Genomic DNA, 25,814 nt, shown 5'->3' with positions numbered 1-25,814 from the left:
TTTTATGTGAACTAAATCTTGGAAAGAAGGAATTGAAAATGAATAAGAAATGTCCTAATTGTGGTTCTAGAGAAATCGGACAAAGTTCATTAGATGCCCAAGCATGTTTAAGACCTATTAGTACAAATAACCTTTTTAATCAATTTTCAAGAGTGATTGCTGATGTTTGCACAGAGTGTGGTAACATTTTATCTATGAAAGCCGAACACCCAGAGTATTTTAAAGTAGATAAATAAAAACTACTGATAATACAGATTATGTGAACGAAAAGTTCCTTTCGAAAGCAGTTCTGAAGGGACTTTTTTTATAGATTTTGAGATACATGGACTGCTGATAAGTGGTGTTATGGTAACTAAGTCTTTGTAAGTATTGTAACTATGGTATAATATGGTTAATTTTTTATCGATAGTTGATGAAATGGTTAGGATTAGTTGAATATGAATACATTAGCAGATGCTTAAGATTTATCTCAACTTTGTCAGTACATAAAGCAGTAGAACAAAGCATTGTTGAATTAAATATTTTATTGGACGAATACGGAAAGTATCTAACGCAAATTGTAAAATTAAATAAAAAAATTTATTTGTAGAGTAGTAATGTCAGTATGATCGTAAGCATACTGGACAATTTTTTCTTCATAAAGCGCTTTTAATAGTTATGGTGCAATATACAATGTTACTTACAAGCGTTTTTGGCCCGAAACACCAATTTTTAATAAGGTTAGGCAAATTCTTATGTCAGATAACATAAGAGCCTGTTTGCATATTCTATCTTTTTTTATGTACAATAAGAATACGAGATGATATAGACAGGGAGAGGAAATCCATGTCCACTAAATTAGTAAATTTACGCATTGATTTTGCTTTTAAACAGTTATTTGGGACGAAAGGAAACGAAGAAATTTTAACGGGTTTCTTAAATGCAATTCTAGAAGAATTTTTAGACGCACCTATTACATCGCTTCAACTAGATGATCCGCATCTTCATAAATCTTATGAAGATGATAAGTTATCAATTTTAGACCTATTGGCAACACTAGATAATGGGACGCAAGTAAATATCGAAATTCAGCTTCGAAATACTCATGATATGGTAAAGCGTTCTTTATATTACTGGAGTAAACTTTATACATCTCAAATGCAAGAAGGGATGCCATATCGTTCACTTCGAAAAACAATTACGATTAATCTATTAGACTTTATTTTATTTTCTCAGGATGATGCATTTCATACCATCGGACAATTATGGAATACTAAAATGCAGCAACTCTTAAGTGATGACATTGAAATCCATTTTGTAGAGATACCGAAATTGGTAAAACAATGGCGTGAAGAAAAAGTAAACCCGTGGGAAAATACATTTGTTCGTTGGATGTTATTATTACCAGCACATGAAGATGAACATTTAACTCAAACATTGGAGGAGATTGCGATGAATCAAGATCCAATTTTACAAAAGGCAATAAATAAATGGGAAAATATGAGCCATGATTCTTCTTTCCGAACAGCATATGAAGCTCGAGAGAAATTACTTCTAGATGAACAAGCTAAGTTAGCTCATGCAGAACAAGAGGGCATGGAAAAAGGCATTGAGCAAGGTAAGATGCAGATGATTCGAGGGATGTATGAAATTGGTGTACCGCTTGAAACTATTGCAAAAGCAAGTAAGTTGAGTGTGAAGGAAATAGAACGTATCTTAAATCTAAAATAAATATATATGAGTATACAGAACTCATGAGTAGAAAAAATTAGACGTTCATTATCATAGTACGTCTAATCGGAAAGCATTGCTGAAGATTTCAGCAGTGCTTTTTCTATATTATTTTTTGATATTTTTTATTCTGCACACAATTATATATAAAAGTTGAAAGAAGAACGTGAAGCAATAAATTTAATTGAAAAAGGTAATTTGAAGGGGGCAGTATGGATAAATAAAAAAATTATAAGCTTGAAATAAAGATGTTTGCTTTTAAAATTCTCAAATTATACAACATTATTATTTGCTAAAACCAAAAATATTAAAACCAATTTTAGATAACTTTAATGACCTCTTTCAAGATAAGAATTTTAAAATTATTCAATCTAGGAAGAAAGCGAATAACAAGACAATAGACAAGTAGTGAGAGGGAATTCCCATTCCGGATTGAGATTATATCGCGTAATCCAAATGCCGTATAAGAAATGTTAAAGCTATAAATGAAAAAAGAAACATACTAGTGTCCCAAAAACATAAGTTTTTGAGATTCTATCAGGATATGAATTGCAGGTGCATCCGCGTATCGGTATGACGCGGAATGCAATGTTCTTGGAACGGTGGACAGTAGCTGCCACGGAGAAGTCGGAGTGTTGGTTGATAACAATGAAGCGCTTAGATAGGAAAATACCCCATATCATGAAATTAAAGGAGGTATTCGTAGTGCTAAAGGCGTCACAGCGTCGGTGGAAACAGCTCATTTATAGAAAAAGAGAATGGGGAAAGTTGAGTGGATTATTAGCGAAACCCAACCATAATCATTTCTTCATTTTTTATTTCAATTATAAATTTATATTCTTTATCCAATAACCAGAAATAAAAACTGACTGCACCAATATCAACTAGTGATTGGAAGACTTTATCAAGATTTGTGCTTATTACAGGGATTTCATAGTTATCCCATAGTATAAAAATCTGTTCATCAAAATCTGGTTTCTTTTCTTTAATAAGGGAAATTAGTTGCTCTTTATTTAAAGCTATTAATTGATTGTCTATTTGTTCCCAATCTATTCTTCCAGAGACAGTTATAGGAAATGAATTTATTAAAGTACTTGCAATCTGTTGGCTTTTTTTTTGAGAGAAAATGAGAGTTTCGTCTCCGAGGGATTCAATACATTCATTAAACAAAGGGTTTGTATCATTGCTATTTTTTGTTTTCAGTGCCCGTAACTTTTGTTGCATTTTCCATCGTCTTGAGGATCTATCACTCATTTTTATCATTCCTTCTACAATTAATTAGGAGTCAGTATAGCGTATAGAAACAGTTCTTAGGAAAGAAACTATTAGGCAATTGAAATAAGCCTCTACTTTCACCATATTTAGTTTAAGAATTAGATTGTCCGATTCTTTTGAAACATAACTATAATAATTCAATTTCAATATCATAAGCAACCCAATTATTATATAGAAATACAAATTCAATGACTTGAATTCAATGTTTTGTTACGCTATAAATAGCTTGATTTGTTTTTAACTTAAACATATTAAGAGTACTTAATAATTTTTAGGAGGCTTTTTTGAATGAAGTTATGTAAGGCGAAAACCTGGTTACCATTATCTGCTGCAATGATTACAGTAGTATCAAATCCAGTAGGGACTGCGGCTTCAACGGTTTATACGGTTCAAAAGAATGATACCCTAGAAGCAATAAGTAAACAATATGAGGTGTCCGTTCAATCACTTAAACAAGCAAATTATAAAGAAAATGATCAAATTAATATTGGAGAACGTTTAACAATTCCGGTATCGTCAACTGCAAACAAATATGTTCAAAAAAATAATTCACCAGTTTCAACTAATACATATCAAGCAATTTACCAAGTGAAAAGTGGGGATACATTAGGTTCTATATCACAACAATATAAGGTTTCAATACAGTCTATTAAACAAAACAATAACGTAGACGGAAATCAAATTTTTGTCGGTCAACACTTAAAGATTGATACTGGTATTTCATTACAAGAAGTGGATTTAATGGCTCGATTAGTAAATGCAGAAGCAGGAGGAGAACCGCATGCAGGAAAGGTTGCAGTTGCAAAAGTAGTATTAAATCGTGCTAATGAAAATGGTTTTCCAAATACAATTACAGACGTAATTTATGAACCCATTAAAAATGGTTATGCATTTACTCCTGTTACAGACGGTAGAATTAATCAGCCTGCTACACAGGAAGCAAGAATGGCAGTAGACGAGGCTCTCACTTCAAAAGGAACAAATTCTGATTGGCTCTATTTCTACAATCCCAAAACCTCGACTGATAAATGGATTACAACACGTCAAACCGTTGCACAAATTGGAAACCATCTGTTTGCTAAATAAAATAATATTACATTAATAGGTTTCCAATGAGATAAGGAGAGGTTATTTTTGCGTGTAGTTCATTCACTATTAGCAATATTAGCAGTTATATTTTTAATTTGTGGTGTTATTATTCACGAGTATGTATTGGTGTTTTTGGTAGGGATTTGTTGCATGGTGATAGTAAGTTTTATAATTTCCAGTATACGTAATTGGAAAGTGAATAGAAAGCGTATTTCTATCGTGTATTTTACTTGTGTATTAATATTATTGCTATTAACAATATATCTTTTGTTTGTCACTTTTTATACACGTTCTTTGGAATTTTAGCACTTTTATATAAGCTAACGCGGCACAAAAATCAAAAAGAATGATGAATTCTTCAAAAAATAATCAGCTCGGTTTAACGAGCTGATTATTACATCCAGAAATCCTCAAAGTCTACACTGTAACCTTTTCTTTTTAAGGACCTAATTAGTTTTTGGCCATTCCCTAATGAAGGTTTGTATGTATTTGAACGAGAAATACGACTAATTGTATTTTGATTTACTCCACTCCATTCCTTTAATTCGGTTTGAGTAATATTATTTCTTCTTAAAAATTTACCAAACTTTGATAATGGTTTCCCCAAGCCAAACATTGTGAACACTCCTATTCTTAAATCCTCTATTAATCACATCTTTACCAAAGCATGATTTTTTTAAACAAAAGTGTTAATAATGTACAAGCCCCACGCAATATGATGTATCAAGGTAGCCACTATGGTATTTAACAAACTTATTACCAAATTAGATACCAAATCAACTAGCCTATGTAATAGCAAAGTATCTACCACGTTAACTAGCAAAGTAATGCTATCAAGGTAATAAGCGTATAAACCCAATATTTCATCTGGTTTTTTCATTCTGTTTATAAAGGGGGTATTTAAATGCATGCTAGGAAAGAAACAACTCCTTTTCGCGAGTTTATGGATCGGTCATACAAAGATAAAGAAAAGAAAATCCGTAAATATAATTCATTAAGTCCTTTCGCATTCCTTCATATGTCGGATCAGGTATTACATACTTACATTGCATTAGGAGTTATGGGAACGATTTTAATCGGAGCAGTCATATTAGAAAAATACTTGGTGCGACATGACTATATATCAGCAGCTAAATTTGTAAGCGAAGGTATTTATCACGGCACGCGAATTGGTGGAGTTTGCTTGATTGGATATGTATTTGTTCGTATCGTAATCATGTTTTAAGGAGGGAAGGGAGTAATGGGGATGATAAAGGAGTGGATTCGTACGCAAAGGTTAAGGAATCAGCTTATGGAGGTGTTCGGAAAAGCAGGTTTATATACGGAACATCAAACGCGTGGGGGCAAAGTTCCTATTTATCCAAAGATACATGATGTTTCCTCTTCGAAAGAAAGCGTGAGATATGTATTTACCATCCCAAACGGATTAGATCCACAGAAGATTGAAAAGAAGTGGTTCTGTTTTCAGCAAATATTAGGACGGAATCTTACGATTGAAGGGGATATGAAAAAGTTTGTACTACATGCATTCCGTTCAGCTGCTGGACTAAAACCATACAATTACTGTTATAAAGAATGGCAGCCATTATTAAAAGAATACCGTCTTCCTGTTGTGGTTGGCCGGGACCAATTCGGAAAAACGATTACGTACGATATGGTTGATTCCAATACACCACACTTATTAATAGCAGGAGAAACGGGAAGCGGGAAAAGTAGTATGGTACGTGTTGTATTATCCACACTTATTCAATATATGTCTCCTGAAAAGTTGCATTTGTACCTTGGTGACTTAAAAAACTCTGAATTTCATTTCTTGCGAAGAGTGAAGCATGTAAAAGAAGTTTGTATGGAAGAAATTGAAATGAAAATAATGCTTCAAATGTTATGGAAGGAAATCAGAGAACGAAGAAAACTTATGGAAGAATATGAAGTTGATCATATTGATGCGTACAACAAATTAAATCCTGATCATCCAAAAGCATATATTCTACTTGCTATCGATGAAGTGGCCATGCTAAAAGATGAAAAAGAGTGTATGACTACAATTGAAAAGATTTCAGCAGTCGGCCGATCACTTGGGGTGTTTCTTATGCTTAGTATGCAGCGGCCAGATGCGAAAGTGTTAGATGGTAAGTTAAAGCTCAATATGACCGTAAGAATCGGCTTTAAATGTGATAGTGCAATTAATAGTAATATCATGGGTACTCCTGGTTCAGAGCATTTAGAGCTATCAGGCCAAATGATTTTAAAACGAAATGGATTAAAGAAAGTGCAAGCTCCTTATTTGGAATTAAGTAAGGCGAAACAAATTGTTGAACCATATCGCATGTCTAAAGAGGAGAAAATACTCCAGAATTCATCGCAAGAAGAAATTCCGTTATTTGGGGTGTTAGATGATGAAGAGTAGAGATAAAGGAATTTTGAATGATTTGAAGCGATTTAGATGCATGTCCCGTGACGATATTATTGACTTGCATTTTCAAGGCTTAAAGAATGCGGTAACTTGCTGTAATACGGTTATGAAACGATTAAGAAGAGATGGTCATGTTGATGCTAACGTATTACAGCACCCATACATTTATTTTCCGCAGCCAAGTTCTATCAGAAAGACAAGTCAAAAAACCCCTCATTTCCTTGGTATTGTGGACGTATACAAACAACTCGTTCATTATGAAAATCCTAAACTATTCAAAGTGGAACCAAAGTATGGGAAAGAATATATGGAGCCAGATGCCTTTACTATATGGCGTAGATCTCCATTCTTTATTGAAGTTCAAAAGTCGGTGTACAGTAAAAAAATAATGCAAGATAAGATAAATAGATATGAGTTATACTTCCATAGCCAAGAATGGCATAATGAATATTGGCAGCCGAAAGCTTCTAAATTTTTTCCTTCAATCCTTATCATTACTGACAAACATTACGATGTTCAATCTCCTTATTTCCGTATATTCCAGGCAAATTCTATAGAAAGTTTTATAAATAATTTAGCGGTAAAATCATAAAGAAAGCCTGCATAGTGCAGAGCTTTTTTCTTTTCAGTAATGTATTAAGTTATGTGTGATGATGATTGTTAGAATTCGATAAATGAGGAGAATAAATTTGAAGCAAGTTATGAAATAGTAAAAAAAGAAGAAAGTAATCCTTTAAATAATTTTCAATGGTTAAGCGAATATCTCATTGTATAGCGCTAAAGGTGATAATATCTCAAGTATGAAATAATTAATTATTTGTGACGGCCGATTCTCTTACGTGGAGGGTTAGCCGTTTTTTTATTATATTTTATCTCTTATTTTTCTATATAAAGTATATTAAAAAGATAGGGTAAATCTTCTTCTGGAATGATACCTCCAAAATTAATAACTTGTACGATAACCTCTCAATTATCACTAAATCCATTCATATCAACAAGTTGTCCCACATATCCGTTTGTACCAATACCTTTTTAATGTACGCATAAAAAATGTCCTTTATCTTATCTTTATCTTATCTTTACCTTATCTTTAAATTTTTATATTAAACTTTAAACCTTAAAGTATTGATGTTTGAGTCTAAAAAGGAGCGGGAGATAGATGTTCATTACATATTTTGTAAATAACCAATTACCTTTGAAAAATAGAATTTCTAATACGAGGAGGAATATATGAAGAATACGAGTAAAATACGAATTATTATATTATTGTTTATTAGTATTTTAGGTTTAGGAACAATGCTTGGAATACTATATCTTAATCATAAAACCAATATTCAACAAAATAAAGCGCTCGCAACCGAAAAACGTGTTTTGCAATATGAGCCCACCTTGAAAAAAGAATTAGAAAAATATAATTTAGGAGAGAAAACAGCAGTTTTATTAGGAATTATGTACCAAGAGAGTAGAGGTGAGGGCAACGACCCTATGCAATCTTCTGAATCACTGGGATTAAAGCCAAATGAACTTCAAGAGATAAGCTTGAGCATTAAACAAGGGGTAAAACACTTTGCTAAAATGTACAAATATGGAACGGAAAAAGATGTTAGCATGGATGCAATTATTCAAAGCTATAATATGGGACCAGGGTATATTGATTTTATTGCCAGTCAAGAAGTTAAACAACACTCGGAAGATTCGGCTAAAAAGTTTTCTAAGATGAAAGTTGATCAAAATCCAGCGATGTACACTTGTGGTGGAAATAAAAATAATTTTAGGTATCCATATTGTTATGGTGATTTCACATATGCCACAAAGGTGAATGAAAAAACAAAACTTATTGAAGAACTTCTTCGAAATGTACATAACTCTTCTAAATAAGCTGCAGAATGAAATATAATGATACCGTCAGTTATCAACATTGAACTACCCCCACTTTCACTTCGTTTAGAAGAGGGGGATTCCTAAGTAAAGAGTTCTATCGAACTCTAATTTATTAGGCTATCTCCACAGTCCTTGCGGTTAGAAGCCTTATCGCTTCATTCTTTAGATTGATACTTGCGTTAATATCCCTATCATGGTGTGTAAGGCAAGAAGGGCAGTCCCATTTACGTAGGTTTAGATTTTTAACGTCTTTGTTTTGATATCCACAACAAGAACATAATTGGCTTGAAGCAAATGTTTTCGATACAACAATGACTTGTTTGCCGTACCATTTTGCTTTGTATTCCAACATAGTTCGAAACTGAGACCATGATACCTCACTAATTGCTTTTGCTAACTTATGATTCTTTAACATATTTGATACTTGCAAATCCTCTATACCGATAACATCGTGGTTTTTGATGATTTCAGTCGAGATTTTGTCCAAGTAATCTTTTCTAGCATTCGTCATGTATTCATGAATTCTAGCTACTTTTACTCGTTGTTTATTCCAGCGAGAAGATCCTTTCATTCTTCTAGAAAGAACACGCTGTGCTTTTGCCAACTTCTCTTCTAATGATCGAAAAAACTTCGGATTTTTATAGGTTGTTCCATCTGACAAAATGGCGAAATCTTTTAGTCCCACATCCATTCCAATGTAAGAGTTTGTTTTCGGAAGTTCTCGCACTTCTGTTTCAACTAACAATGACACAAAGTATCTGCCAGAAGGGTTCCGTCTAACTGTAGCATTTAAAATACGTCCTTTTACTTCACGACTTTTGGCAAATCGAACAAGACCTAGTTTTGGCAATTTTATTTTGTTTCCTACAACGGCAATGTTTTCATTTGTTTGTTTTGTGGTATAAGATTGTACGTTGTTCTTCTTAGATTTGAAACGCGGGGCATTGTTTTGTTTTTTGAAAAGGCGTGTATAAGCATCCGCAAGGTTGCGAACAGACGACTGAATCGCGATACTATCCACTTCTTTTAGCCAAACAAACTCTTTCTTCATGGCAGGGAGTTTGGCAGAGCATGTACCATATGTCAAACCTTTCCCTGTTTCTTTGTATGCATTATCCCATAGAGATAGGAAATGATTGAATACAAAACGAGAACAGCCAATCGTTTTATTGATTAGGGTTGCTTGTGCTTTATTTGGATAGATACGAAATTTATATGCTTTATTAATCATCATTCATTTCACCTCCATTTCGGTATGTTTCTATTATACAACAAACGTACATTCGATAGGTAGTGAAGTAACAGTTTATGTCTGTCGAACAATTAAGATGGCTTCCTGCCATCCCTTGTCCGAAGCCAATTCATCTCCCACCTACTCACTTCGCGTTCCTTGAGGAAGGAGTCTTCGTGGCTAAAATGATAAAATATTAGAATATAACTTATATTTTAAGTAACTCTTTTTATCAATGTGACGGTATCCTATATGAAAAATCTCGATCTTATTTCTATAGGATGAAATAAGATCGAGACTCTTTTGTTGTTTACTTGATGGATACTGGAATGGTAACCAAAAATTGTACGCCTTGTTTGGTATTATTCATAGAATACGTGATAGAAAGGGATTCGAAAATTTGTTTTACAATATATAATCCTAAGCCACTCCCTCCAGTATTTCGATTTCTTGACTTTTCGATTCGATAAAAGGGTTCGAATATATGTTGTATATTCTCTTCTTTAATTTCGACACCTGTATTAAGGACTTGCATTTCGATATAGTTTTGCTTAGATTTTTGGCTTAACTGTATATAGACCTTTTCGTTAAGTGGTGAATACATAATCGCATTATGAATGATGTTTTTACAAGCTTTTTCTAAAAGAACACAATCCGTATAAACAAAAATGTCAGAATCGACTTCTTTTATTATTTGAATGTCTTTTTGAGAAGCAAAAAATTCGAGGTCTTTTGTGATTGTACCTATTAACTTCGAAAGATTTACTTCTTCTACTTGTGGTTTAAAGGTATGTTGTTCTAGTTTTGACGTGCTTAAAATTTCGCGAACCAGTTGTTCCATACTTCCAATTATTTGATGATTTTTCTTTAAATATTGGTCACGATTTTGATAAGGGCCGATATTGTATATCATCCCTTCTAAGTAACCTTTCATAACAGTAAGAGGAGTTTTTAATTCATGTGCTACAATAGCAAAAAATTCCCGTCGCTTTGTTTCTATTTCTCTTTCTTTTTCAATATCACTTTTCAATTGCTGATTCGCTTTTTGTAAATCAAAAATTGCTTGTTGTAAATTTATGGACATATCGTTCAAGCTATTGGACAATTCCCCTAATTCATCCATAGAACGAACCTCAATTTTTTCGGAGAAATCCAAGTTTGCCATCTTTTGTGCACCCTCATTAATATAAATAAGTGGTTTTGTAATAAACCTTGAATAAAAATATGCACTTCCTAAGCCAATAACCAGTACAATGATACTGATATAGGGAAGAAAACGTACCAAGACCTGTGAAGCTTCATCGATCGGTTGAAATGTTGCGAACACCACAAGCGTTAAGTTAACATCTTGGAATTGTATTGGCTTGGTAACCTCATATGAATTACGAGGATTATCTAAACTCCTTGCTGGTACTGTTTTAACATAACCTGTTGCCTGAGTATCTCCTTGAATAGTACCTCTTTGAATCGCACTTCCTTGAATAGTGCTTTGAAGAATAGTAATAGTAGGAGAATAAATAAGCCTTCCCTCATTATTTTGAAGATAGATCACTGCATTATTTTTTTGTGCGTATTCATCAACAAGTGGTATTGCATTTTGAAACGTAAGATCTTTAGATTTATCAATTATTTCTTCGATTCCCGTTTGAAGCTGATCTGTTTTGTATTGCTCATAAAATTTAGGGAGAAAGAAGTATAAAGTTACATAAATTAAGGTTGCAAAGGCTAACAAAATGAGTGATGTAGTCATAAAGAGTTTATAGGTAATTCTCTTCATCTTCATGATTTTTACAATCCTATTCATCGATTTTATAACCAATGCCCTTTACTGTTTTAATATAGGGTATATCTAATTTTTTTCGTATGTTTTTCATATGCGTATCAATCATTCGTGTGTCTCCGGCATACTCATATCCCCAAATTTTTTCAACAATATTTTCTCTTGTGAGTACCTTTTTTTCATTTTGAAGTAGTAGTTGCAGAATTTCGAATTCTTTTGTCGTTAAGGGAATTTCAACCCTACTTACATATACTTTATATGCATCACCATCGACATGTATTTCTTTAAAGACGAAATGATTATCCGTACTTTGATTATAGCTTCTTCTCAGTACTGCTTCGACTCGTCTCATCAAGACATGAAAAGAAAAAGGTTTCGTAATATAATCATCGATTCCAAGATCAAATCCTTTCATTTGATCTTGTTCTTCTTCTAGCGCGGTTAGCATAATAATTGGTATATTTGACTGACTTCGAATCATTTTGGCAACTTCAAATCCATTCAGGTTTGGCATCATCACATCTAGAAGAATTAAATCGAAGGATTGCTTATTAAATTGTTTCATGCCCTCTAATCCATCTGATGCAACTATAACTTTATACTGTTGTGTCATTAAAAATTGTTTGATTAGTTCTTGAATTTCTTGATCATCTTCTACCACCAGAATATGATAGTTCATTGTTATATCACCTCTTGTAGTCATTATAATCTTCTAGTCTGGAGCTGATGTGGAGACGTATTAGAATACATAGAAGCACGATAAAAACTTCACAAGAAAACTACATGTATTTCAAATCAGCTCCAGATGCATGAGATAGGTTATATACATAACAAGACAGAGGGAGGTAATCAAGATGTCATTGGAAGCAAACATCATTCTTTTTTTATTAGATGTACAACTGTGGATGGCCACTCATTCGAATAATGGTCGCATAAAAGAGAAAAAACAAAAATTGAAATTAGCGCCGTGCTTAAATAAATACACAAGTGTAAATAAAAGAAAACTATATAAGTCTAGTGAACAAAAATAGAGAGGATCAAATTGATTCTTTTTTTTTTGCATTCAATAACTAGGTACTGAAAATCTTTACTATAACTCTAGATTAGCTCCATGTAGAATACAGATTAAGTTTGTATGATACATGTACCAAATAGAAAGGAATGATACATAATGTTGACGGCTTACACAATCTATCAAATTTTATCCCTTCCTTCTTATTTACACACAAACCTATTACCATCCATTCTTACGAGGATGCTAGGATCTACGTTTATAACAAAAGAGTAAATAAGCTAATGGATGGTTATTGTTCCTTGTAGCCACTTTTTGCAAAACACCTGTATAACATGCTATGTACATTGAATAATTGATTTGATGAGAGCCGAATAGGCTCTTTTTTTAGAGATTTGTTCAAAATTATTTTAAAAAACTTATATGCAGTTATATGAAAATTAAATTATACAATTCCCTCTATGAAAAAACAGTTAATTTATGTCTAAACCATGCCTAAAGGTACCGTTTTATTTTTGGGAAATGGTGAGTCCTAAATATCACATCCATACATCGTAATTCAAATATAAAAATGAAAATATTCAAGTGAAATAAAAGGTGAAAGGAATGTTCACAATGGGACACGCTGATACAAATCAAACAGAAAACAATAGGAATGAATCCTATAAAAAAACAGGTTATTTTTTTACAGGAATAATTGGTGCAATGATTGGTGCAATTACCATTGGCTTGACCTCCCCTTATATAAATGAAATCCAAGGAAGTGCAGGTCAATCTCCTAAGCATAACGAAGTGAATCAGGCTACTCCTATCTCTCACAAACCAGAAAATGTGAGCAATCTTCAAAATATGATTGAATCTGCAAAAGAAGTTGTAGTCGGTGTCATTAACTATAAACAAAATGCAGATTTATTTAATACGCAAGACCAATCAGAAGAAGCTGGTTCGGGATCAGGGATCATATATAAAAAAAACGGCAATAAGGCTTTCATTGTTACAAATAATCATGTGATAGACGGTGCGAATAAAATAGAAGTGAAATTGAATAACGGTAAAAAGGTTCCCGCTAAAGTAGTAGGGACAGATCCATTATTAGATTTAGCCGTATTAGAAATTGACGGGACAGATGTAAAAAGAGTCGCAACACTTGGAGACTCAGAAAAAATTCGTACAGGGGAAACGGTGATAGCCATTGGGAATCCATTAGGGCTAGAAGGTAGTGTAACAAAGGGGATTATTAGTAGCAAGGAGAGAGAAATACCTGTTAGTACACTTGGGAATGAACAAGCGGATTGGCAGGCACAGGTAATTCAAACAGATGCGGCTATTAATCCTGGGAATAGTGGAGGAGCTTTGTTTAATGAACAGGGTGAAGTCATTGGAATTAATTCGAGTAAAATTGCACAACAAGCAGTTGAAGGAATTGGATTTGCAATCCCGATTCATTTAGCTAAAACAACCCTAGAGTCTCTTGAGAAAGATGGAACAGTTAAACGTCCAATGATGGGTGTACAGTTATTGGATGTGGAGAAAATGACAGACTCTGCACGTAATCAATTAAAATTACCAAAAGAGATAACAAATGGTGCCGTGTTGGGGAATATCTCAAACCAATCACCAGCAGAAAAGGGCGGCTTACAACAGTATGATGTTGTGATTGCATTGGATGAACAAAAAATAGAAAATGTCGTTCAATTCCGTAAATATTTATATGAAAAGAAAAAATTGGGGGATACAATTAAAGTAACCATTTATCGAAATGGTGAAAAACTAACAAAAACCGTGAAATTAATGGAACAAACACGTACCGCTTAACAGCCACCTTTCGGTGGTTTTTTCTATTTTACTAGTTTTATATGTACGATCATTCCATTCGCCCTCACTCCACATTAATGGACTGGCTCTCTACCAATATTCAAAATCGATTGCGTATTCTAATTTGTGTTCCAGTTTTTTTTGCGAAGGTCAATGAATAAATACACATAAACTCCGTAAATCTCTAGATAAACTACTGAGTAACTCCATACAAACTCTAGATAGCGTATATAGAATAACAGCTATCAAGGAGGTTAGGAAAAATGAATTTTATAAAACGCGCAATTCTCAGTATGAAAAAAAGAATAGGAACATCATTAATTTTGATGGCAGTCTTCCTGATTGTTACCAATTTAGTGCTGGCAGGATTCACAATCCAAAATGCATCAAAAAAAGCTGCGGATGCAGCAAGAAAAAAACTAGGTGCAGATGTTACTTTAGGTCTTGATTTTGACAAATTAGGTCAACGAGCTAGGGAAACTGGCGAGATGCCTAAGCCGCCGAAGCTCAACACACAAGAAGCAGATCAATTAGCGAAGTCAAAGCATGTAAAAGACTATAATTATATAACCAATAATTTCGGAATTGCGGATGGGTTTAAATTAGTAGGAGCTTCAGAAGGCGAAGGAAAAGGAAAAGGTAACGTTGCAATGGTGGGGGGATCAGGTTCAGGTTCAGAAATAGATATGAATTCTTCCCTTATGATAGAAGGAGTTCGCAAGACTTTATTACAAGAAAGTTTTAAAAATGGAAAAAGTAAAATCATTGATGGGAAACCAATTACAGAACAGATGAAAGATCAGAATGTAGCTTTAATGGAAAAACGATTAGCGGAACAAAACAATTTGAAAGTAGGAGATAAAGTTAAAGTTCAATCAGGGGATAAGAAGGAAACTCTTGAAGTTGAAATTATCGGTATTTACGAAACGAATGAGCAACCAATGGGTCAAAATCCCCCTCCTATGATGAATCCAGCTAATAAACTATATATGCCTTACTCTACTTTAAAAAAATTAGAAACAGATGAAGGTATGAGTAGTAGTATTCAAGTTGTGTACTTATTGAACGATCCACAAGACATTGATGCATTTAAAAAAGAAGCAAAAAAATCTGATATTGATTTTAATTATTTTAAGTTAGATGCACAAGATTCATTGTACAAACAAATGATTGGTCCTATCGAAAATATCGCTTCTACGTCTCAAATGATTATCTATATGGTATCTATTGCAGGTGCGATTATCTTAGGATTAATCATTATGTTATCGATTAAAGCACGTCGTAAGGAAATGGGGATTTTATTGTCCATTGGAGAGAAAAAATGGAAACTGATGGCGCAGTTCGTAGTAGAAGTAGTATGTATTGCTATTTTAGCATTTGGATTATCCATAACAACAGGAGCTAAAGTTTCTCAATTCGTAGGGGATAACTTACTTTCGAGTGAAATTGCTACAGCAAGTGAAGAAACAGACACCTCACAAAATAGTACTGTAATGGTGGCTGGACCTGGTGGTAGTCTACAAGACCAAAAAAAGGAGCCAATTGATAAAATTGATGTAAGTGTAACGGGAGAGGATGTAGGAAAAATGGGGGGAATTGGACTAGCTATTGCTATATTAGCAACGCTTCTTCCAGCATTATCTATTCTACGCTTAAATCCAAAACAAATTCTTTTAAAAGATGAATAAGGAGGCTCGATATGGAGACGATTTTACAATTTAAAAACTTAGATTATTATTATGAAAGTAACGGGAAAAAAGTAACGATACTAGATAATGTTAATTTTTCTTTTCAAAAAGGGCATTTTTACACGATTTTAGGGCCCTCTGGATCTGGCAAAACCACAACTCTTAGCTTAGGTTGTGGGCTGGACATACCTAAAAACGGTTATGTACTATATAATGGCAAGGATATTCGAAAAATTGGTTTGGATCGATACCGTAATCAAAATGTATCCGTAATTTTCCAATCGTATAATTTGATTACCTATATGACCGCTCTTCAGAATGTACTAACGGCAATGGAAATTACAGGTGTGAAGGTACAAAATAAAAAAGCAAGAGCATTAGAATTATTAGAGAAGGTAGGACTCACAGAAGTAGAAGTGAAACGAAATGTCTTGCAACTAAGTGGTGGACAACAACAACGTGTAGCAATTGCTCGAGCACTATCTTGCAATGTCGATTTACTTATTGCTGATGAGCCAACAGGAAACCTTGATGGAGAAACAGCAAATGAAATTATTGAGTTGTTTCAGGAGCTCGCTCATCAAGAGGATAAATGTGTAATTGTAGTTACGCATTCACAAGAAGTTGCAAAAAAATCGGATCGAGCAGTTTATTTAAGGAAAAAGAAGTTAGTAGTAAACGAAATTAATAATAGTTAAGAAAAAAGCTAATTTCGTTATTAATTCACATAATTCCCAAAATTAAAATTTATGGCTGTTAATATTTGTTATATAATATATTTGTCAAAGCATTACCCCTGTAGTTTCTATGATGAATCTGTAAGATAGTTTGTCTCGTATATTCACCTGAAACTAAAAAGAACTTGTAGAGATTCCTACAAGTTCTTTTTGTTTTAACGAATTCCTCGAAAGAATTCTCCTTCCTCAAGCGCGTGAAGGGCGTAGCCCGAGATGAATTTCGGTTTGGCGTAGCCAAAAGGCTTTGCTTTTTATTTTGCCTCTGATAAAATCAGTCTTATAAATAATAAAGGTTGGTATACAAATGAAATTAGATAGCAATAATCATTCAGTGTTCTTGTTGTATTATCATCTTGTGTTGGTTGTAAAATACAGAAGAAATGTGTTCGATGATGATATATCAGACTATGCAAAAGACATGTTTGTCAGGTTATCCGAGAATTACAACATAACACTGATAGAGTGGAATCATGATGTAGACCATGTTCATATTTTGTTCAAGGCACATCCGAATACAGAAATGACAAAATTTATTAATGCGTATAAAAGTGCAAGTTCTCGACTAATCAAGAGAGACTTTCCACAAGTGAAAAAGAAACTTTGGAAAGAGATGTTTTGGTCAAGAAGTTTTTGCTTACTAACTACTGGTGGTTCGCCAATAGAGGTAGTAAAGAAATATATTGAAAATCAAGGTGAAAAGTGAGGTGAAATGATATGACAAAGCATATAAATTTCGTTTGTATCCAACAGAAGAACAAGCATATCTTATGCGTAAAACCTTCGGTTGTGTACGTTTCGTGTATAACAGAATGTTAGCTGAACGGAAAGAAGCGTATGAAAAATACAAAAATGATAAGGAACAACTAAAGAAACAAAAGCTTCCAACTCCTGCGAAATATAAAGCAGAATTTGAGTGGTTAAAAGAAGTTGATTCATTAGCTTTGGCAAATGCTCAACTAAACTTGCAAACTGCCTATAAGAATTTCTTTAGTGGTCAAAATGACTTCCCAACATTCAAAAGTAAAAAAGACAGAAAGTCTTATACAACGAATGTAGTAAACGGAAATATTATGTTGCTTAATGGTCATATCAAATTGCCAAAACTGAAAATGGTACGTATCAAACAACATAGAGAAATACCACAAGATTATATGATCAAGTCATGTACGATTTCTATGACACCTACCGGTAAATACTATGTGTCCATCTTGACTGAATACGAAAAAGAGATTGTACAAAAAGAAGTAGAAACAGTTGTTGGATTAGACTTTGCGATGGATGGATTATACGTTAGTTCTGAGGATGAGAAAGCCAATTATCCTAAGTTCTATCGTAAAATGTTAGACCGGTTAGCAAAGGCACAACGAGTATTATCAAGAAGAACAAAAGGTTCTATTCGTCAGAATAAACAACGTATCCGTGTAGCTTAGTTACATGAGAAAGTAGCTAACCAACGTAAGAATTTCCTTCATCATGAGTCTAAAGAGTTGGCTACTAATTTTGATGTTGTAGCTATTGAAGACCTAAACATGAAAGGAATGTCGCAAGCACTTCATTTTGGAAAAAGTGTCGCTGATAATGGGTGGGGTATGTTCACTTCTTTCTTAGCTTATAAACTAAATGAACAAGGAAAACAACTTGTGAAAATAGACAAATGGTTTCCTTCCACAAAAACATGTAGCAGTTGTGGAAATGTAAAAAATATGACATTGTCTGAACGAGTCTATTCTTGTATATGCGGTGTAAATCTCGATAGAGATTATAACGCAGCTATCAATATCAAAAATGAAGCAATACGCCTATTAGCGTTAGCATAAATAGCAATAAAATAACCTTTGGAACAAGGGAGTTAGCTCGGCTGTCTTAGGACGAATTCGTTAGCTATCAAAAGTAATGATTAACCGAGAAGCCCCCACTTCAAACAGTCCGTTAGGACGTTAAGTGGCGGGTATTTCACAAATGTATTCAAAATTGAATGAGGAACGCAAAATCGTATTTGAGGATATAAAGAAAAGAGGTTCTATATATGAAGAATGAAGTAATTTTGAATAAAATTTCTACAATAGAGCGTTGTATAAAAAGAATTCAAGAGGTATATGGAAATAACCCTGATAATTTAGAGGATTATACAAAGCAAGATTCTATAATATTAAATATTCAAAGAGCATGCAAAGCAAGTATTGATTTAGCAATGCATATTGTTGCAGGGAAAAAGTTGGGACTACCTCAATCTAGTAGAGAGGCATTTGATTTGTTGGTTGATGAAGATCTACTTAGTACAGAACTGGCAAGTAAGTTAAAAGCAATGGTTGGGTTTCGAAATATTGCTGTTCATGATTATCAAAGTGTAAACTTAGATATTGTTCGTCAAATTATTGAAAAACATCTAAAAGACTTTAAGCTATTTACGAAAGAAGTTATGGGAATTCTAGACTTATAAAAGCACAGATCTTTGAACTAGGATTACATTGGAGAACATTGTAGTAACTTTATGTCATGAGGAGAAAAGTACTTCAGTGGACCCTTTACTTGCTTTAACAATTAAAAACAAATTAAGCGTTACATGAACATATTGAAAAAGGGCATCTTAAGGTGTCTTTTTTTGTTTCGGAGATTATTTACATATTTTTCCGTAAATGAAACATAATATTACTAAAATCAGTGGAGGAGTGTAAGGAATGCAAATTCGCGAAAATAATAATTCAAACGAGATTTTGGTAGGAGCTGCAGCAAGTGCAATTGAACAAATGAAGTATGAAATTGCTCAGGAGTTTGGTGTTACACTTGGACCGGATTCAACAGCACGAGCGAATGGTTCAGTAGGTGGAGAAATTACCAAACGTTTAGTGCGTATGGCGCAAGAGCAATTATCTGGTCAATATAAAATTCACTAAAGTTAAAGGTATATCCCGTTGAAGGGATATACCTTTTTAATTTTTTGAAAGAGGATAATGAAATTTTGATTGTTAGTTAAGCTTAGAAACTGCAAATTTAGCTGTGAAATTCATCTTCTTCATGTATGAAGAATTTGCACCTGCTTGAAATTGTACAGAAATATTACCATCTTTTTGTGCTCTGAATACGCGACCATATGGTGAATTAGCATTGTAGGTGCCCATTATTTGATTATCTGAATCAAAGACCGTATAAGAAATTGGGAACCCAGAATTTTGTACAAAGACTGTAAGTTCCTCTCCTTTATTGAGATTAAATGTTTCCTTTTGAGACACTTCGTAAGAACCCATAGAGTAATATTTTGTAACTTCTTGAATTTCTAAATTTGTAGTTGCTGCACTCGCTTTTGGTGCCACTGCCCCTGGTAAGTTCATACCTGATAGTACTGCAATTCCTAATGCCCCTGCTAAAATAACTTTTTTCATAATGCTAGTTCCTCCTTTAATATATTGTGAGATTTGAAAAGGAAGTGAAAATATCACCTCCTGAAACCATTATAGTTACATTGATAATAGTTTTCAATGGAGGTTGATATGTAATTCTGCATACATAAGGTATTCTATTCAAGCTTTGAAGTATTCTTAGAAAGATGGGGAGGACAAATTTAAGAACAAGAAGAAAGTTTTTAATACTAGAATTCTAAAAGCATAAAGGTAGAAAATTAATGTTTTTGGTAAAAAAGAATTGACTTCCATTATCGTTGTAACTAGAATGATTACATAGAGTTGTAATTAAGTTAGTTACAGCCGGTATCTGCTTAAAATAAAAATATGATTTATATATTTAATTAAGGATGGTGGTCCACACGCTGCCGCCCGGTGTAGAAAAGTTACTAAGGTATTAAAAGCAATGCATATTTTGAACTGTAGTATTTTCTGCTTTGGGGCAATAATGTGCAGCGATATCTTTTGTTAAAAAGCTTAGTTAACCTTTCTTTGGAAGGATTAGTTTGTGAAAAAAGTAGTAAGGTACCTCAAAAAAGAACAAGATATAAAAAAAGATGTACTTTTACAAACCAAAAAGTTAGCTAAGAATTTTAAGTGATAGCTGGACTGGCTAATAAAAATAAAGGTAGGAGATTTAAATGGAGACAAAACAAGATAACCTTATATACGTATGGGACGCATATTGTGGATGGTGCTATGGCTTTTCAGAAAGTATTAAAGGATTTTACCAAAAACAAACTGAAGTGCCGTTAACGGTTTTATGTGGAGGGTTATTTTTAGATAATTTACCAATGAAAAATTTCTCATATATAGAAGAGGGAAATAAAAGAATTAATCAACTTACAGGTGCAGAATTTGGTCCTTCATATCAAAAATTGGTGGAAGAAGGGACTTTTAAAATGAATTCGAAAGATGCTGCAATTGGCTTTTCAGCTTTACGCTCATTAGCGCCAAACCGTTTGTTAGAATTCACTTCGGCTATGCAAAAAGCGTTTTATTATGAGGGACAAAGTCTGAGTGACCCTGAAACATATCGTAAGATTGCAATTGAGCACGGTTTGAACCCTGAACAAGTACTTGAACGTTTAAACGCTCAAGAAACAATTGTAGATGTCCAAAATGATTTCAATAAGGTTCGACAGCTTGGTGTTAATAGTTATCCTTCTTTGCTTTTACAAAAGGATAATCAAATTATCCCTATTGGTGGTGGAGTAATGACGCCAGATAAAATTGAAGCACGTTTTAAAAATTTATATTAAGGAATTTTAGGTTAAGGTATATAACATTTAATGTTTAAAGAAGGCTAGAAGTGGATGGAATTAAATCTTTCTTATAACAGTTATAGTTTCAATTTGTTTTTAAAGAGGGAGCTTGTGTCGGAACAAGATAAAAATATGTTAAATAGTTAATAACTTTAACAAAAGGAGAATAACATTCTATGTTTAAAACAATCGATACAAATCAAAAAGATGTAAAATTGACGGTGTTTAGTTCAGACGAAAAAAGTTTTATGGTCACTGCAACCTTAGTTGAGAAAGCAGGACATGCTTTTTTAATAAATTCAAAATTTGCTCAATCTGATTCGAAGGAAATTGTTGAGTATCTGAAAAATAACGACTTATCTTTAGATAAAATCTTTATTATTCATGGGGATCCGGATTACTACTTTGGATTGGAAAGTATAAAAGCTGCTTACCCAGAAGCCATAGCATATGCTACAGAGTCTACTGTTGAACACATTGTTCATTCTGTCTTAGGGAAATTAAAAGTTTGGAAAGACGTACTTGGAGAAAATGCACCAAGCAACGTGGTATTATCTCAAGTGTTTAAAGAAAAATCTATTGATTTTCAGGGGTTAACATTTGAACTAGTAGGCTTAGATCATTACAGAACTAGCTTATTTAATAAAGAGCTAAAATTATTAATTGGTGGTATTGATGTATTTAACGAAATACATGTATTCTTAGCGGATACTAGCTCAAAAGCAGCCATGGAGGCATGGATTGAAAACTTGAAAGTATTACAGGCATTAAATGCTGACATAATTGTACCTAGCCATGGATCAATCGAAAAATCCTTAAATAATCAAGCACTTACTGCGACAATGGATTATCTAAGAACTGCGGTTCAAGCTTCTGAGGAAAGTAAAACTTCAAAAGATTTTGTAGCGAAACTTGAAGCAGCATATCCAGGATATGCAAATAAAGGTGTATTAGAATTAAGTGCAAAAGTTGTAACAAAAGAAATGCCTTGGGGTTAATGCTATGAATAAATATCAAAAACTATTACATGAAACGTATGTGTTAACTGGCGAAGGAAAATTAGATGCTTTCAAAACGTATTTAAGTGAAAATGTATCTTGGACAGAAGCTGCTGGATTTCCATATGCGGGGACTTATATAGGTCCAGATGAAGTGGTGAAAAATGTACATGAACGCCTTGGCACGGAATGGGATAACTATAGTGCAAAGGATGAAGTTTACGCATTTAATAATAATACTGTTATCGTTTATGGAAAATATAGCGGAACATATAAAGCAACAGGGAAATCGTTTATAGCAGATTTTTGTCATCTTTATGAGTTTGATGAGAACGATAAGGTTAAGAAGTTTATTCAAATTGTGGACAGTGCAACTGTTAATGAGGTATTAAGTTAGAGTTAATAGTTTCTAACATATCCTATATAAGGAGTAGTGTTAGGATAGGCGAATTTTCTTTACCTTCCCCTTGCATCACACCTTGGGGAAGGTTGTTCCTTTTTCAAGCGTGTTATCGAAGGTGAATTTTATAATTAGAAGAGGTAGGTATATATGAAATTAGAGAAAAATTTAATAATAATTATTATTTCTGTATTTATTTTAGGAGTTGTGTCGACTTTGATATTTCAAGCTTCCACCGGTAATAACAAAGGTAACTCAATAAAGAGTGAGAATGTTGCCTCAGTATCAAAAGAAGCGACAGAAAAAGAAGAGAATAAAAAGATGGTAGTTGATTTCTATAATGAAGTTTTTAACAAACATAATATCGATATTATCCCTAAATATGTAAGCGAAGATTATAAGCAACATAATCCTTTCGTTGGTGATGGACGAAAAGCCTTCATGGATTTCTTTAAGGAGGACTTTGTTAAAAATCCTAATTCCTCTGCAGAGATAAAACATGTAGTAGCTGAAGGAGATACAGTTGCTCTTCATGTACATTCCCGTACTAATTCTCAAGATAAGGGAGTTGCTATAGTGGATATATTTCGTATAAATGATGGTAAAATTGTCGAACATTGGGATGTAATTCAAGAGATTCCAAATGAGGCAGCTAATGATAATACTATGTTTTAGGTAGAAGATATATCTAATAATTGTTTAATTGATAGTGCTGTATAGAATTTAGAAATGAAGATAAGTAAAGTAAAAGGGATGTCCTAGGCATGGTACTAGGACATCCCTTTTTGTTTTAACGAGATTTAATTTACTATTATTTGTAGAGTGCTTATTTAGTGTATTTTCTGATAACTTAACACTAAAACTACACCGTTATAAAATTAGATAACCGCATCAGTTTGTAAGAAAGGATAAACGTGGTCCAGCAAGACATGCATCTATACGATCTACTTGAACTTTTGTAAACATAACCATTAAAATCATAAAAGTAATTAGGGAAAATTGACTTAACATAGAGTTTAAAAGAAAGGTTATCAACATACGTTCTTTTTTTGTACTGCTAAAAATTATTTAGCCACAAACTCGTATTACTACAAGCTTACAGCGTATAGAAAAAATTTTGAAAAAGATGATGAAAAGAAATACCGAAAATTGAATTTTGCTAGTTTGGAAAGTTTAGCAGTTATAGATATGGAGTTAAGATATTTACTAATCAAATTATCATTAGATAAAGAGCATTCAATTAAAACTAAATTAATGAACTTAATTACAAATAGTGATGAAGAAGCATTATATTTATCAAGGTTATTCGTATTAATTTGATTAGATTTTATTTAAAAGAAAAAATATGTTCTCGTGATAAAAGGAGTGGATTTTCCACTCCTTTTTACATTCTTTATAATAGGAATTACTTGAAAACGGTTTATAGTTAAGATAGGTTATTTATTAATAGATGAAAAAATTGGTAAAGTAGGTTGAGAGTAATTGGAACAGAAAAAAATAGTAAACCAAAGAGAGTTAATGGACTACTTTAATATAGCAAAAGATTCATTACTTGCTATGGAAAAAGAGGGGCTTCCATTTAAGAGAATTGGAAATCGTGAAAAAGAGTATGATATAGAGCAAGTAAAAGAATGGTATCAAAGAATGAGAGAAGAAATTCATTCACTGGTCATTGATAAAGAATATGATAATAAAGAAATCTCTAGAATATTTAAATGTGGGAATATGGGAGGGATGAGACGATCGAAGAAAACAAACACTTTAGTTTTATTCTCTGATCATACAAAAGGTATTTACGATGATCGCTGGGATGAGGATATATTATATTACACAGGGATGGGCCAAGAAGGAGACCAAGTCTTAGAAGGGAATCAAAATAAGACTCTATATGAATCTACAGAAAATGGAGTAGATGTTTACTTATTTGAAGCATTTGAAACAGGAAAGCACATCTTTATGGGGAGAGTAGAGCTTGTAAAGCAGCCTTTTCAAGAGATCCAAGAGGATACACAAGGAATAGATAGAAATGTATGGATTTTTCCAATCCGTTTATTAAATAGGCATGTAGTTCTTTCTGAGAGTGTTATTCAAAATCGTCAAGAGAAAGAAAAGAAAAAAGCAAGAGAGTTAAGTTATAACAAATTAAAGGATCGAGCTACCAAGGTAGTATCTTATGGTAATAATAAACGTTTTACAAAAACTACAACATATCAACGAAATGAGTATGTAGCTGAGCTAGCTAAAAGGCGTGCACAAGGTATATGCGAGTTGTGTGAACAGCATGCTCCTTTCCAAGATAAAAAAGGGAATCCATACTTAGAAGCACATCATGTGAAATGGCTATCAGAGGATGGAGAAGATACGATTTATAATACTGTTGGAGTATGTGCGAATTGTCATCGGAAGCTGCATGTTTTAAATCTACATGAAGATGTTGCAAAATTAGAGAAAAAGCTGGCGCGATATAAGCAAAAAGACGAGATATAGAGAGTATATGTACTAAATAAGATGTGAAAGAAGTGACGATTCATGAAGAAAAAAGTATCGGTTGTTGGAGCGGTCATTTTTAATGAGAAGAATGAAATACTATGTGCATTACGTTCTCCTGCAATGTCATTACCGAACTATTGGGAATTTCCAGGTGGAAAAATTAATGAAGGGGAAATGCCGCAAGATGCGTTGATACGTGAGATCAAAGAAGAACTAGGATGTTTAATTACTGTTGGTGAAAAAATAGAAGAAGTGGATCATGAGTATGAGAATATTATAGTTCATCTTGCTACTTATAAAGCATACATAGAATCCGGTATACCTAAAGCGCTTGAGCATGCCGAGTTGATATGGGTTCATGTTAATAATTTATTGGAGTTAAAGTGGGCCCCAGCGGATCTTCCAACCGTAGGAGTTTTATGTTTAAAGTTTGAAAATTAAGGTCTGAAATAAGAAATAATGAGACAGATTTTTATAGTTATAAACTGTTTTAAAAGTAGTTGTATGACTCCGGTGGCTCGGGCTCATGATCTTTACCCTGTCAAGGTGGCGCATTTTATATTGAGTTACAAGGTTAAAATCTCCTGCGTATTGTTTACTTTCTTAACAATTAAATCCTCCCAGTTAGTCAA

26 protein-coding genes and 5 pseudogenes are annotated in these 25,814 nt (G+C 33.3%); 24 read left to right on the top strand and 7 right to left on the bottom strand.

Annotated elements, in window-relative coordinates; translation table 11 throughout:
* The first annotated feature begins 38 nt into the window (after positions 1-38).
* The 3 genes and pseudogenes from FT637_RS21275 to FT637_RS30020 form a co-directional block, all read left to right on the top strand.
* Positions 39-236, top strand: a complete 198-nt coding sequence (locus FT637_RS21275) for a hypothetical protein (RefSeq protein ID WP_193647976.1) — start codon at positions 39-41, stop codon at positions 234-236.
* Between the two features lie 589 nt (positions 237-825).
* Positions 826-1,710, top strand: coding sequence for an Rpn family recombination-promoting nuclease/putative transposase (locus FT637_RS21270; protein ID WP_193647975.1), 885 nt, complete (start codon positions 826-828; stop codon positions 1,708-1,710).
* Between the two features lie 525 nt (positions 1,711-2,235).
* Positions 2,236-2,453: pseudogene (locus FT637_RS30020) on the top strand (deoxyuridine 5'-triphosphate nucleotidohydrolase); the annotation flags it as partial.
* Between the two features lie 37 nt (positions 2,454-2,490).
* Here FT637_RS30020 and FT637_RS21265 read toward each other — a convergent pair.
* Positions 2,491-2,964: a hypothetical protein gene (locus tag FT637_RS21265; RefSeq protein ID WP_193647974.1), complete on the bottom strand. Its 474-nt coding sequence runs from the start codon at positions 2,962-2,964 to the stop codon at positions 2,491-2,493.
* A gap of 309 nt (positions 2,965-3,273) precedes the next feature.
* Here FT637_RS21265 and FT637_RS21260 point away from each other — a divergent pair, with 309 nt between their 5' ends.
* Complete coding sequence (locus FT637_RS21260; protein WP_193647973.1) at positions 3,274-4,071, top strand: cell wall hydrolase; 798 nt, start codon at positions 3,274-3,276, stop codon at positions 4,069-4,071.
* 397 nt (positions 4,072-4,468) lie between these two features.
* Here FT637_RS21260 and FT637_RS21255 read toward each other — a convergent pair whose 3' ends face one another.
* Positions 4,469-4,690 (bottom strand): helix-turn-helix transcriptional regulator, encoded by a 222-nt coding sequence (locus FT637_RS21255; protein ID WP_193647972.1) that lies wholly within the window; start codon positions 4,688-4,690, stop codon positions 4,469-4,471.
* 288 nt (positions 4,691-4,978) lie between these two features.
* On the opposite strand from FT637_RS21255, the gene FT637_RS21250 reads away from it, so the two are divergent.
* From FT637_RS21250 to FT637_RS21240, 3 genes are read left to right on the top strand one after another with little or no spacing between them, the layout of a single operon-like run.
* Positions 4,979-5,299: a hypothetical protein gene (locus FT637_RS21250; protein ID WP_193647971.1), complete on the top strand. Its 321-nt coding sequence runs from the start codon at positions 4,979-4,981 to the stop codon at positions 5,297-5,299.
* Between the two features lie 15 nt (positions 5,300-5,314).
* Positions 5,315-6,481, top strand: a complete 1,167-nt coding sequence (locus tag FT637_RS21245; RefSeq protein WP_193647970.1) for an FtsK/SpoIIIE domain-containing protein — start codon at positions 5,315-5,317, stop codon at positions 6,479-6,481.
* Between the two features lie 22 nt (positions 6,482-6,503).
* Positions 6,504-7,079 carry a replication-relaxation family protein gene (locus FT637_RS21240; protein ID WP_193647985.1) on the top strand — a complete coding sequence of 192 codons (576 nt, stop codon included), beginning with the start codon at positions 6,504-6,506 and terminating at the stop codon, positions 7,077-7,079.
* Between the two features lie 296 nt (positions 7,080-7,375).
* Here FT637_RS21240 and FT637_RS30015 read toward each other — a convergent pair.
* Positions 7,376-7,501, bottom strand: a pseudogene (locus tag FT637_RS30015) (vancomycin resistance histidine kinase VanS); the annotation flags it as partial.
* 216 nt (positions 7,502-7,717) lie between these two features.
* Between FT637_RS30015 and FT637_RS21235 the strand changes: the two are divergent.
* Entirely contained in the window at positions 7,718-8,365 is a 648-nt protein-coding gene (locus tag FT637_RS21235; protein WP_193647969.1) for a lysozyme family protein, read from the top strand.
* Between the two features lie 115 nt (positions 8,366-8,480).
* Here FT637_RS21235 and tnpB read toward each other — a convergent pair whose 3' ends face one another.
* From tnpB to FT637_RS21220, 3 genes are all read right to left on the bottom strand, one after another.
* Positions 8,481-9,602 (bottom strand): IS200/IS605 family element RNA-guided endonuclease TnpB, encoded by a 1,122-nt coding sequence (gene tnpB / locus FT637_RS21230; protein ID WP_193647968.1) that lies wholly within the window; start codon positions 9,600-9,602, stop codon positions 8,481-8,483.
* Positions 9,603-9,909: 307 nt separating this feature from the next.
* Positions 9,910-11,382 (bottom strand): ATP-binding protein, encoded by a 1,473-nt coding sequence (locus FT637_RS21225; protein ID WP_193647984.1) that lies wholly within the window; start codon positions 11,380-11,382, stop codon positions 9,910-9,912.
* Positions 11,383-11,395: 13 nt separating this feature from the next.
* The gene (locus tag FT637_RS21220) at positions 11,396-12,082 is read right to left on the bottom strand and encodes a response regulator transcription factor (RefSeq protein WP_193647967.1); all 687 of its coding nucleotides are present in this window, start codon (positions 12,080-12,082) and stop codon (positions 11,396-11,398) included.
* Positions 12,083-12,233: 151 nt separating this feature from the next.
* Between FT637_RS21220 and FT637_RS21215 the strand changes: the two genes are divergently transcribed.
* The 9 genes and pseudogenes from FT637_RS21215 to FT637_RS21175 all read left to right on the top strand — a co-directional run bounded on the left by FT637_RS21215 (position 12,234) and on the right by FT637_RS21175 (position 19,525).
* The gene (locus FT637_RS21215) at positions 12,234-12,410 is read left to right on the top strand and encodes a hypothetical protein (protein ID WP_193647966.1); all 177 of its coding nucleotides are present in this window, start codon (positions 12,234-12,236) and stop codon (positions 12,408-12,410) included.
* Between the two features lie 587 nt (positions 12,411-12,997).
* Positions 12,998-14,206 carry a S1C family serine protease gene (locus FT637_RS21210; RefSeq protein ID WP_193647965.1) on the top strand — a complete coding sequence of 403 codons (1,209 nt, stop codon included), beginning with the start codon at positions 12,998-13,000 and terminating at the stop codon, positions 14,204-14,206.
* A gap of 263 nt (positions 14,207-14,469) precedes the next feature.
* Positions 14,470-15,894: an FtsX-like permease family protein gene (locus tag FT637_RS21205; protein ID WP_193647964.1), complete on the top strand. Its 1,425-nt coding sequence runs from the start codon at positions 14,470-14,472 to the stop codon at positions 15,892-15,894.
* Positions 15,895-15,905: 11 nt separating this feature from the next.
* A complete protein-coding gene (locus tag FT637_RS21200; protein ID WP_193647963.1) occupies positions 15,906-16,592 on the top strand; it encodes an ABC transporter ATP-binding protein in 687 nt (228 codons plus the stop codon).
* Between the two features lie 343 nt (positions 16,593-16,935).
* Entirely contained in the window at positions 16,936-17,334 is a 399-nt protein-coding gene (gene tnpA, locus FT637_RS21195) for an IS200/IS605 family transposase (RefSeq protein ID WP_193647962.1), read from the top strand.
* A 34-nt stretch (positions 17,335-17,368) separates the two neighbouring features.
* A pseudogene (locus FT637_RS21190) lies at positions 17,369-18,448 on the top strand (RNA-guided endonuclease TnpB family protein).
* Positions 18,449-18,587: 139 nt separating this feature from the next.
* Positions 18,588-18,668, top strand: a pseudogene (locus FT637_RS21185) (nucleotidyltransferase domain-containing protein); the annotation flags it as partial.
* Positions 18,658-19,071 (top strand): type VII toxin-antitoxin system HepT family RNase toxin, encoded by a 414-nt coding sequence (gene hepT / locus FT637_RS21180; RefSeq protein WP_193647961.1) that lies wholly within the window; start codon positions 18,658-18,660, stop codon positions 19,069-19,071. The pseudogene FT637_RS21185 and the gene hepT, both read left to right, overlap by 11 nt.
* A gap of 238 nt (positions 19,072-19,309) precedes the next feature.
* Positions 19,310-19,525 (top strand): alpha/beta-type small acid-soluble spore protein, encoded by a 216-nt coding sequence (locus FT637_RS21175; RefSeq protein ID WP_001167057.1) that lies wholly within the window; start codon positions 19,310-19,312, stop codon positions 19,523-19,525.
* A 72-nt stretch (positions 19,526-19,597) separates the two neighbouring features.
* Here the strand turns inward: FT637_RS21175 and FT637_RS21170 are convergent, their stop codons facing one another.
* Entirely contained in the window at positions 19,598-20,011 is a 414-nt protein-coding gene (locus FT637_RS21170; RefSeq protein ID WP_193647960.1) for a hypothetical protein, read from the bottom strand.
* A gap of 659 nt (positions 20,012-20,670) precedes the next feature.
* On the opposite strand from FT637_RS21170, the gene FT637_RS21165 reads away from it, so the two are divergent.
* From FT637_RS21165 to FT637_RS21135, 7 genes and pseudogenes are all read left to right on the top strand, one after another.
* The gene (locus FT637_RS21165; protein ID WP_193647959.1) at positions 20,671-21,291 is read left to right on the top strand and encodes a DsbA family protein; all 621 of its coding nucleotides are present in this window, start codon (positions 20,671-20,673) and stop codon (positions 21,289-21,291) included.
* A 179-nt stretch (positions 21,292-21,470) separates the two neighbouring features.
* On the top strand, positions 21,471-22,292 hold the full coding sequence (locus FT637_RS21160; protein ID WP_193647958.1) for a cytoplasmic protein: 822 nt from the start codon (positions 21,471-21,473) through the stop codon (positions 22,290-22,292).
* Positions 22,293-22,296: 4 nt separating this feature from the next.
* Positions 22,297-22,689 carry a nuclear transport factor 2 family protein gene (locus FT637_RS21155; RefSeq protein WP_098425970.1) on the top strand — a complete coding sequence of 131 codons (393 nt, stop codon included), beginning with the start codon at positions 22,297-22,299 and terminating at the stop codon, positions 22,687-22,689.
* A gap of 153 nt (positions 22,690-22,842) precedes the next feature.
* The gene (locus FT637_RS21150; RefSeq protein ID WP_193647957.1) at positions 22,843-23,367 is read left to right on the top strand and encodes an ester cyclase; all 525 of its coding nucleotides are present in this window, start codon (positions 22,843-22,845) and stop codon (positions 23,365-23,367) included.
* Positions 23,368-23,781: 414 nt separating this feature from the next.
* Positions 23,782-24,012, top strand: a pseudogene (locus FT637_RS21145) (Abi family protein); the annotation flags it as partial.
* A gap of 162 nt (positions 24,013-24,174) precedes the next feature.
* The gene (locus FT637_RS21140; RefSeq protein ID WP_227493898.1) at positions 24,175-25,179 is read left to right on the top strand and encodes an HNH endonuclease; all 1,005 of its coding nucleotides are present in this window, start codon (positions 24,175-24,177) and stop codon (positions 25,177-25,179) included.
* A gap of 42 nt (positions 25,180-25,221) precedes the next feature.
* A complete protein-coding gene (locus tag FT637_RS21135) occupies positions 25,222-25,623 on the top strand; it encodes a (deoxy)nucleoside triphosphate pyrophosphohydrolase (protein ID WP_193647956.1) in 402 nt (133 codons plus the stop codon).
* Positions 25,624-25,814 lie beyond the last annotated feature (191 nt).

It is taken from the genome of Bacillus cereus (assembly GCF_015071065.1).
Taxonomy (GTDB): Bacteria; Bacillota; Bacilli; order Bacillales; family Bacillaceae_G; genus Bacillus_A; species Bacillus_A cereus_BA.
The sequence above is the reverse complement of the archived record's forward strand: the minus strand, read 5'-3'. Positions and strand labels throughout refer to the sequence as shown.

Excerpts from the sequence above, each read along its gene's own strand:
- FT637_RS21200 (WP_193647963.1), top strand. The coding sequence starts at position 15,906 with ATGGAGACGATTTTACAATTTAAAAACTTAGATTATTATTATGAAAGT.
- hepT (WP_193647961.1), top strand. The coding sequence starts at position 18,658 with ATGAAGAATGAAGTAATTTTGAATAAAATTTCTACAATAGAGCGTTGT.
- FT637_RS21165 (WP_193647959.1), top strand. The coding sequence starts at position 20,671 with ATGGAGACAAAACAAGATAACCTTATATACGTATGGGACGCATATTGT.
- FT637_RS21275 (WP_193647976.1), top strand. The coding sequence starts at position 39 with ATGAATAAGAAATGTCCTAATTGTGGTTCTAGAGAAATCGGACAAAGT.
- FT637_RS21215 (WP_193647966.1), top strand. The coding sequence starts at position 12,234 with ATGTCATTGGAAGCAAACATCATTCTTTTTTTATTAGATGTACAACTG.
- FT637_RS21235 (WP_193647969.1), top strand. The coding sequence starts at position 7,718 with ATGAAGAATACGAGTAAAATACGAATTATTATATTATTGTTTATTAGT.
- FT637_RS21220 (WP_193647967.1), bottom strand. The coding sequence starts at position 12,082 with ATGACTACAAGAGGTGATATAACAATGAACTATCATATTCTGGTGGTA.
- FT637_RS21160 (WP_193647958.1), top strand. The coding sequence starts at position 21,471 with ATGTTTAAAACAATCGATACAAATCAAAAAGATGTAAAATTGACGGTG.
- FT637_RS21245 (WP_193647970.1), top strand. The coding sequence starts at position 5,315 with ATGGGGATGATAAAGGAGTGGATTCGTACGCAAAGGTTAAGGAATCAG.
- FT637_RS21270 (WP_193647975.1), top strand. The coding sequence starts at position 826 with ATGTCCACTAAATTAGTAAATTTACGCATTGATTTTGCTTTTAAACAG.
- tnpB (WP_193647968.1), bottom strand. The coding sequence starts at position 9,602 with ATGATGATTAATAAAGCATATAAATTTCGTATCTATCCAAATAAAGCA.
- FT637_RS21210 (WP_193647965.1), top strand. The coding sequence starts at position 12,998 with ATGTTCACAATGGGACACGCTGATACAAATCAAACAGAAAACAATAGG.
- FT637_RS21150 (WP_193647957.1), top strand. The coding sequence starts at position 22,843 with ATGAAATTAGAGAAAAATTTAATAATAATTATTATTTCTGTATTTATT.
- FT637_RS21250 (WP_193647971.1), top strand. The coding sequence starts at position 4,979 with ATGCATGCTAGGAAAGAAACAACTCCTTTTCGCGAGTTTATGGATCGG.
- FT637_RS21175 (WP_001167057.1), top strand. The coding sequence starts at position 19,310 with ATGCAAATTCGCGAAAATAATAATTCAAACGAGATTTTGGTAGGAGCT.
- FT637_RS21205 (WP_193647964.1), top strand. The coding sequence starts at position 14,470 with ATGAATTTTATAAAACGCGCAATTCTCAGTATGAAAAAAAGAATAGGA.
- FT637_RS21265 (WP_193647974.1), bottom strand. The coding sequence starts at position 2,964 with ATGAGTGATAGATCCTCAAGACGATGGAAAATGCAACAAAAGTTACGG.
- FT637_RS21255 (WP_193647972.1), bottom strand. The coding sequence starts at position 4,690 with ATGTTTGGCTTGGGGAAACCATTATCAAAGTTTGGTAAATTTTTAAGA.
- FT637_RS21170 (WP_193647960.1), bottom strand. The coding sequence starts at position 20,011 with ATGAAAAAAGTTATTTTAGCAGGGGCATTAGGAATTGCAGTACTATCA.
- tnpA (WP_193647962.1), top strand. The coding sequence starts at position 16,936 with ATGAAATTAGATAGCAATAATCATTCAGTGTTCTTGTTGTATTATCAT.
- FT637_RS21225 (WP_193647984.1), bottom strand. The coding sequence starts at position 11,382 with ATGAAGATGAAGAGAATTACCTATAAACTCTTTATGACTACATCACTC.
- FT637_RS21155 (WP_098425970.1), top strand. The coding sequence starts at position 22,297 with ATGAATAAATATCAAAAACTATTACATGAAACGTATGTGTTAACTGGC.
- FT637_RS21260 (WP_193647973.1), top strand. The coding sequence starts at position 3,274 with ATGAAGTTATGTAAGGCGAAAACCTGGTTACCATTATCTGCTGCAATG.
- FT637_RS21135 (WP_193647956.1), top strand. The coding sequence starts at position 25,222 with ATGAAGAAAAAAGTATCGGTTGTTGGAGCGGTCATTTTTAATGAGAAG.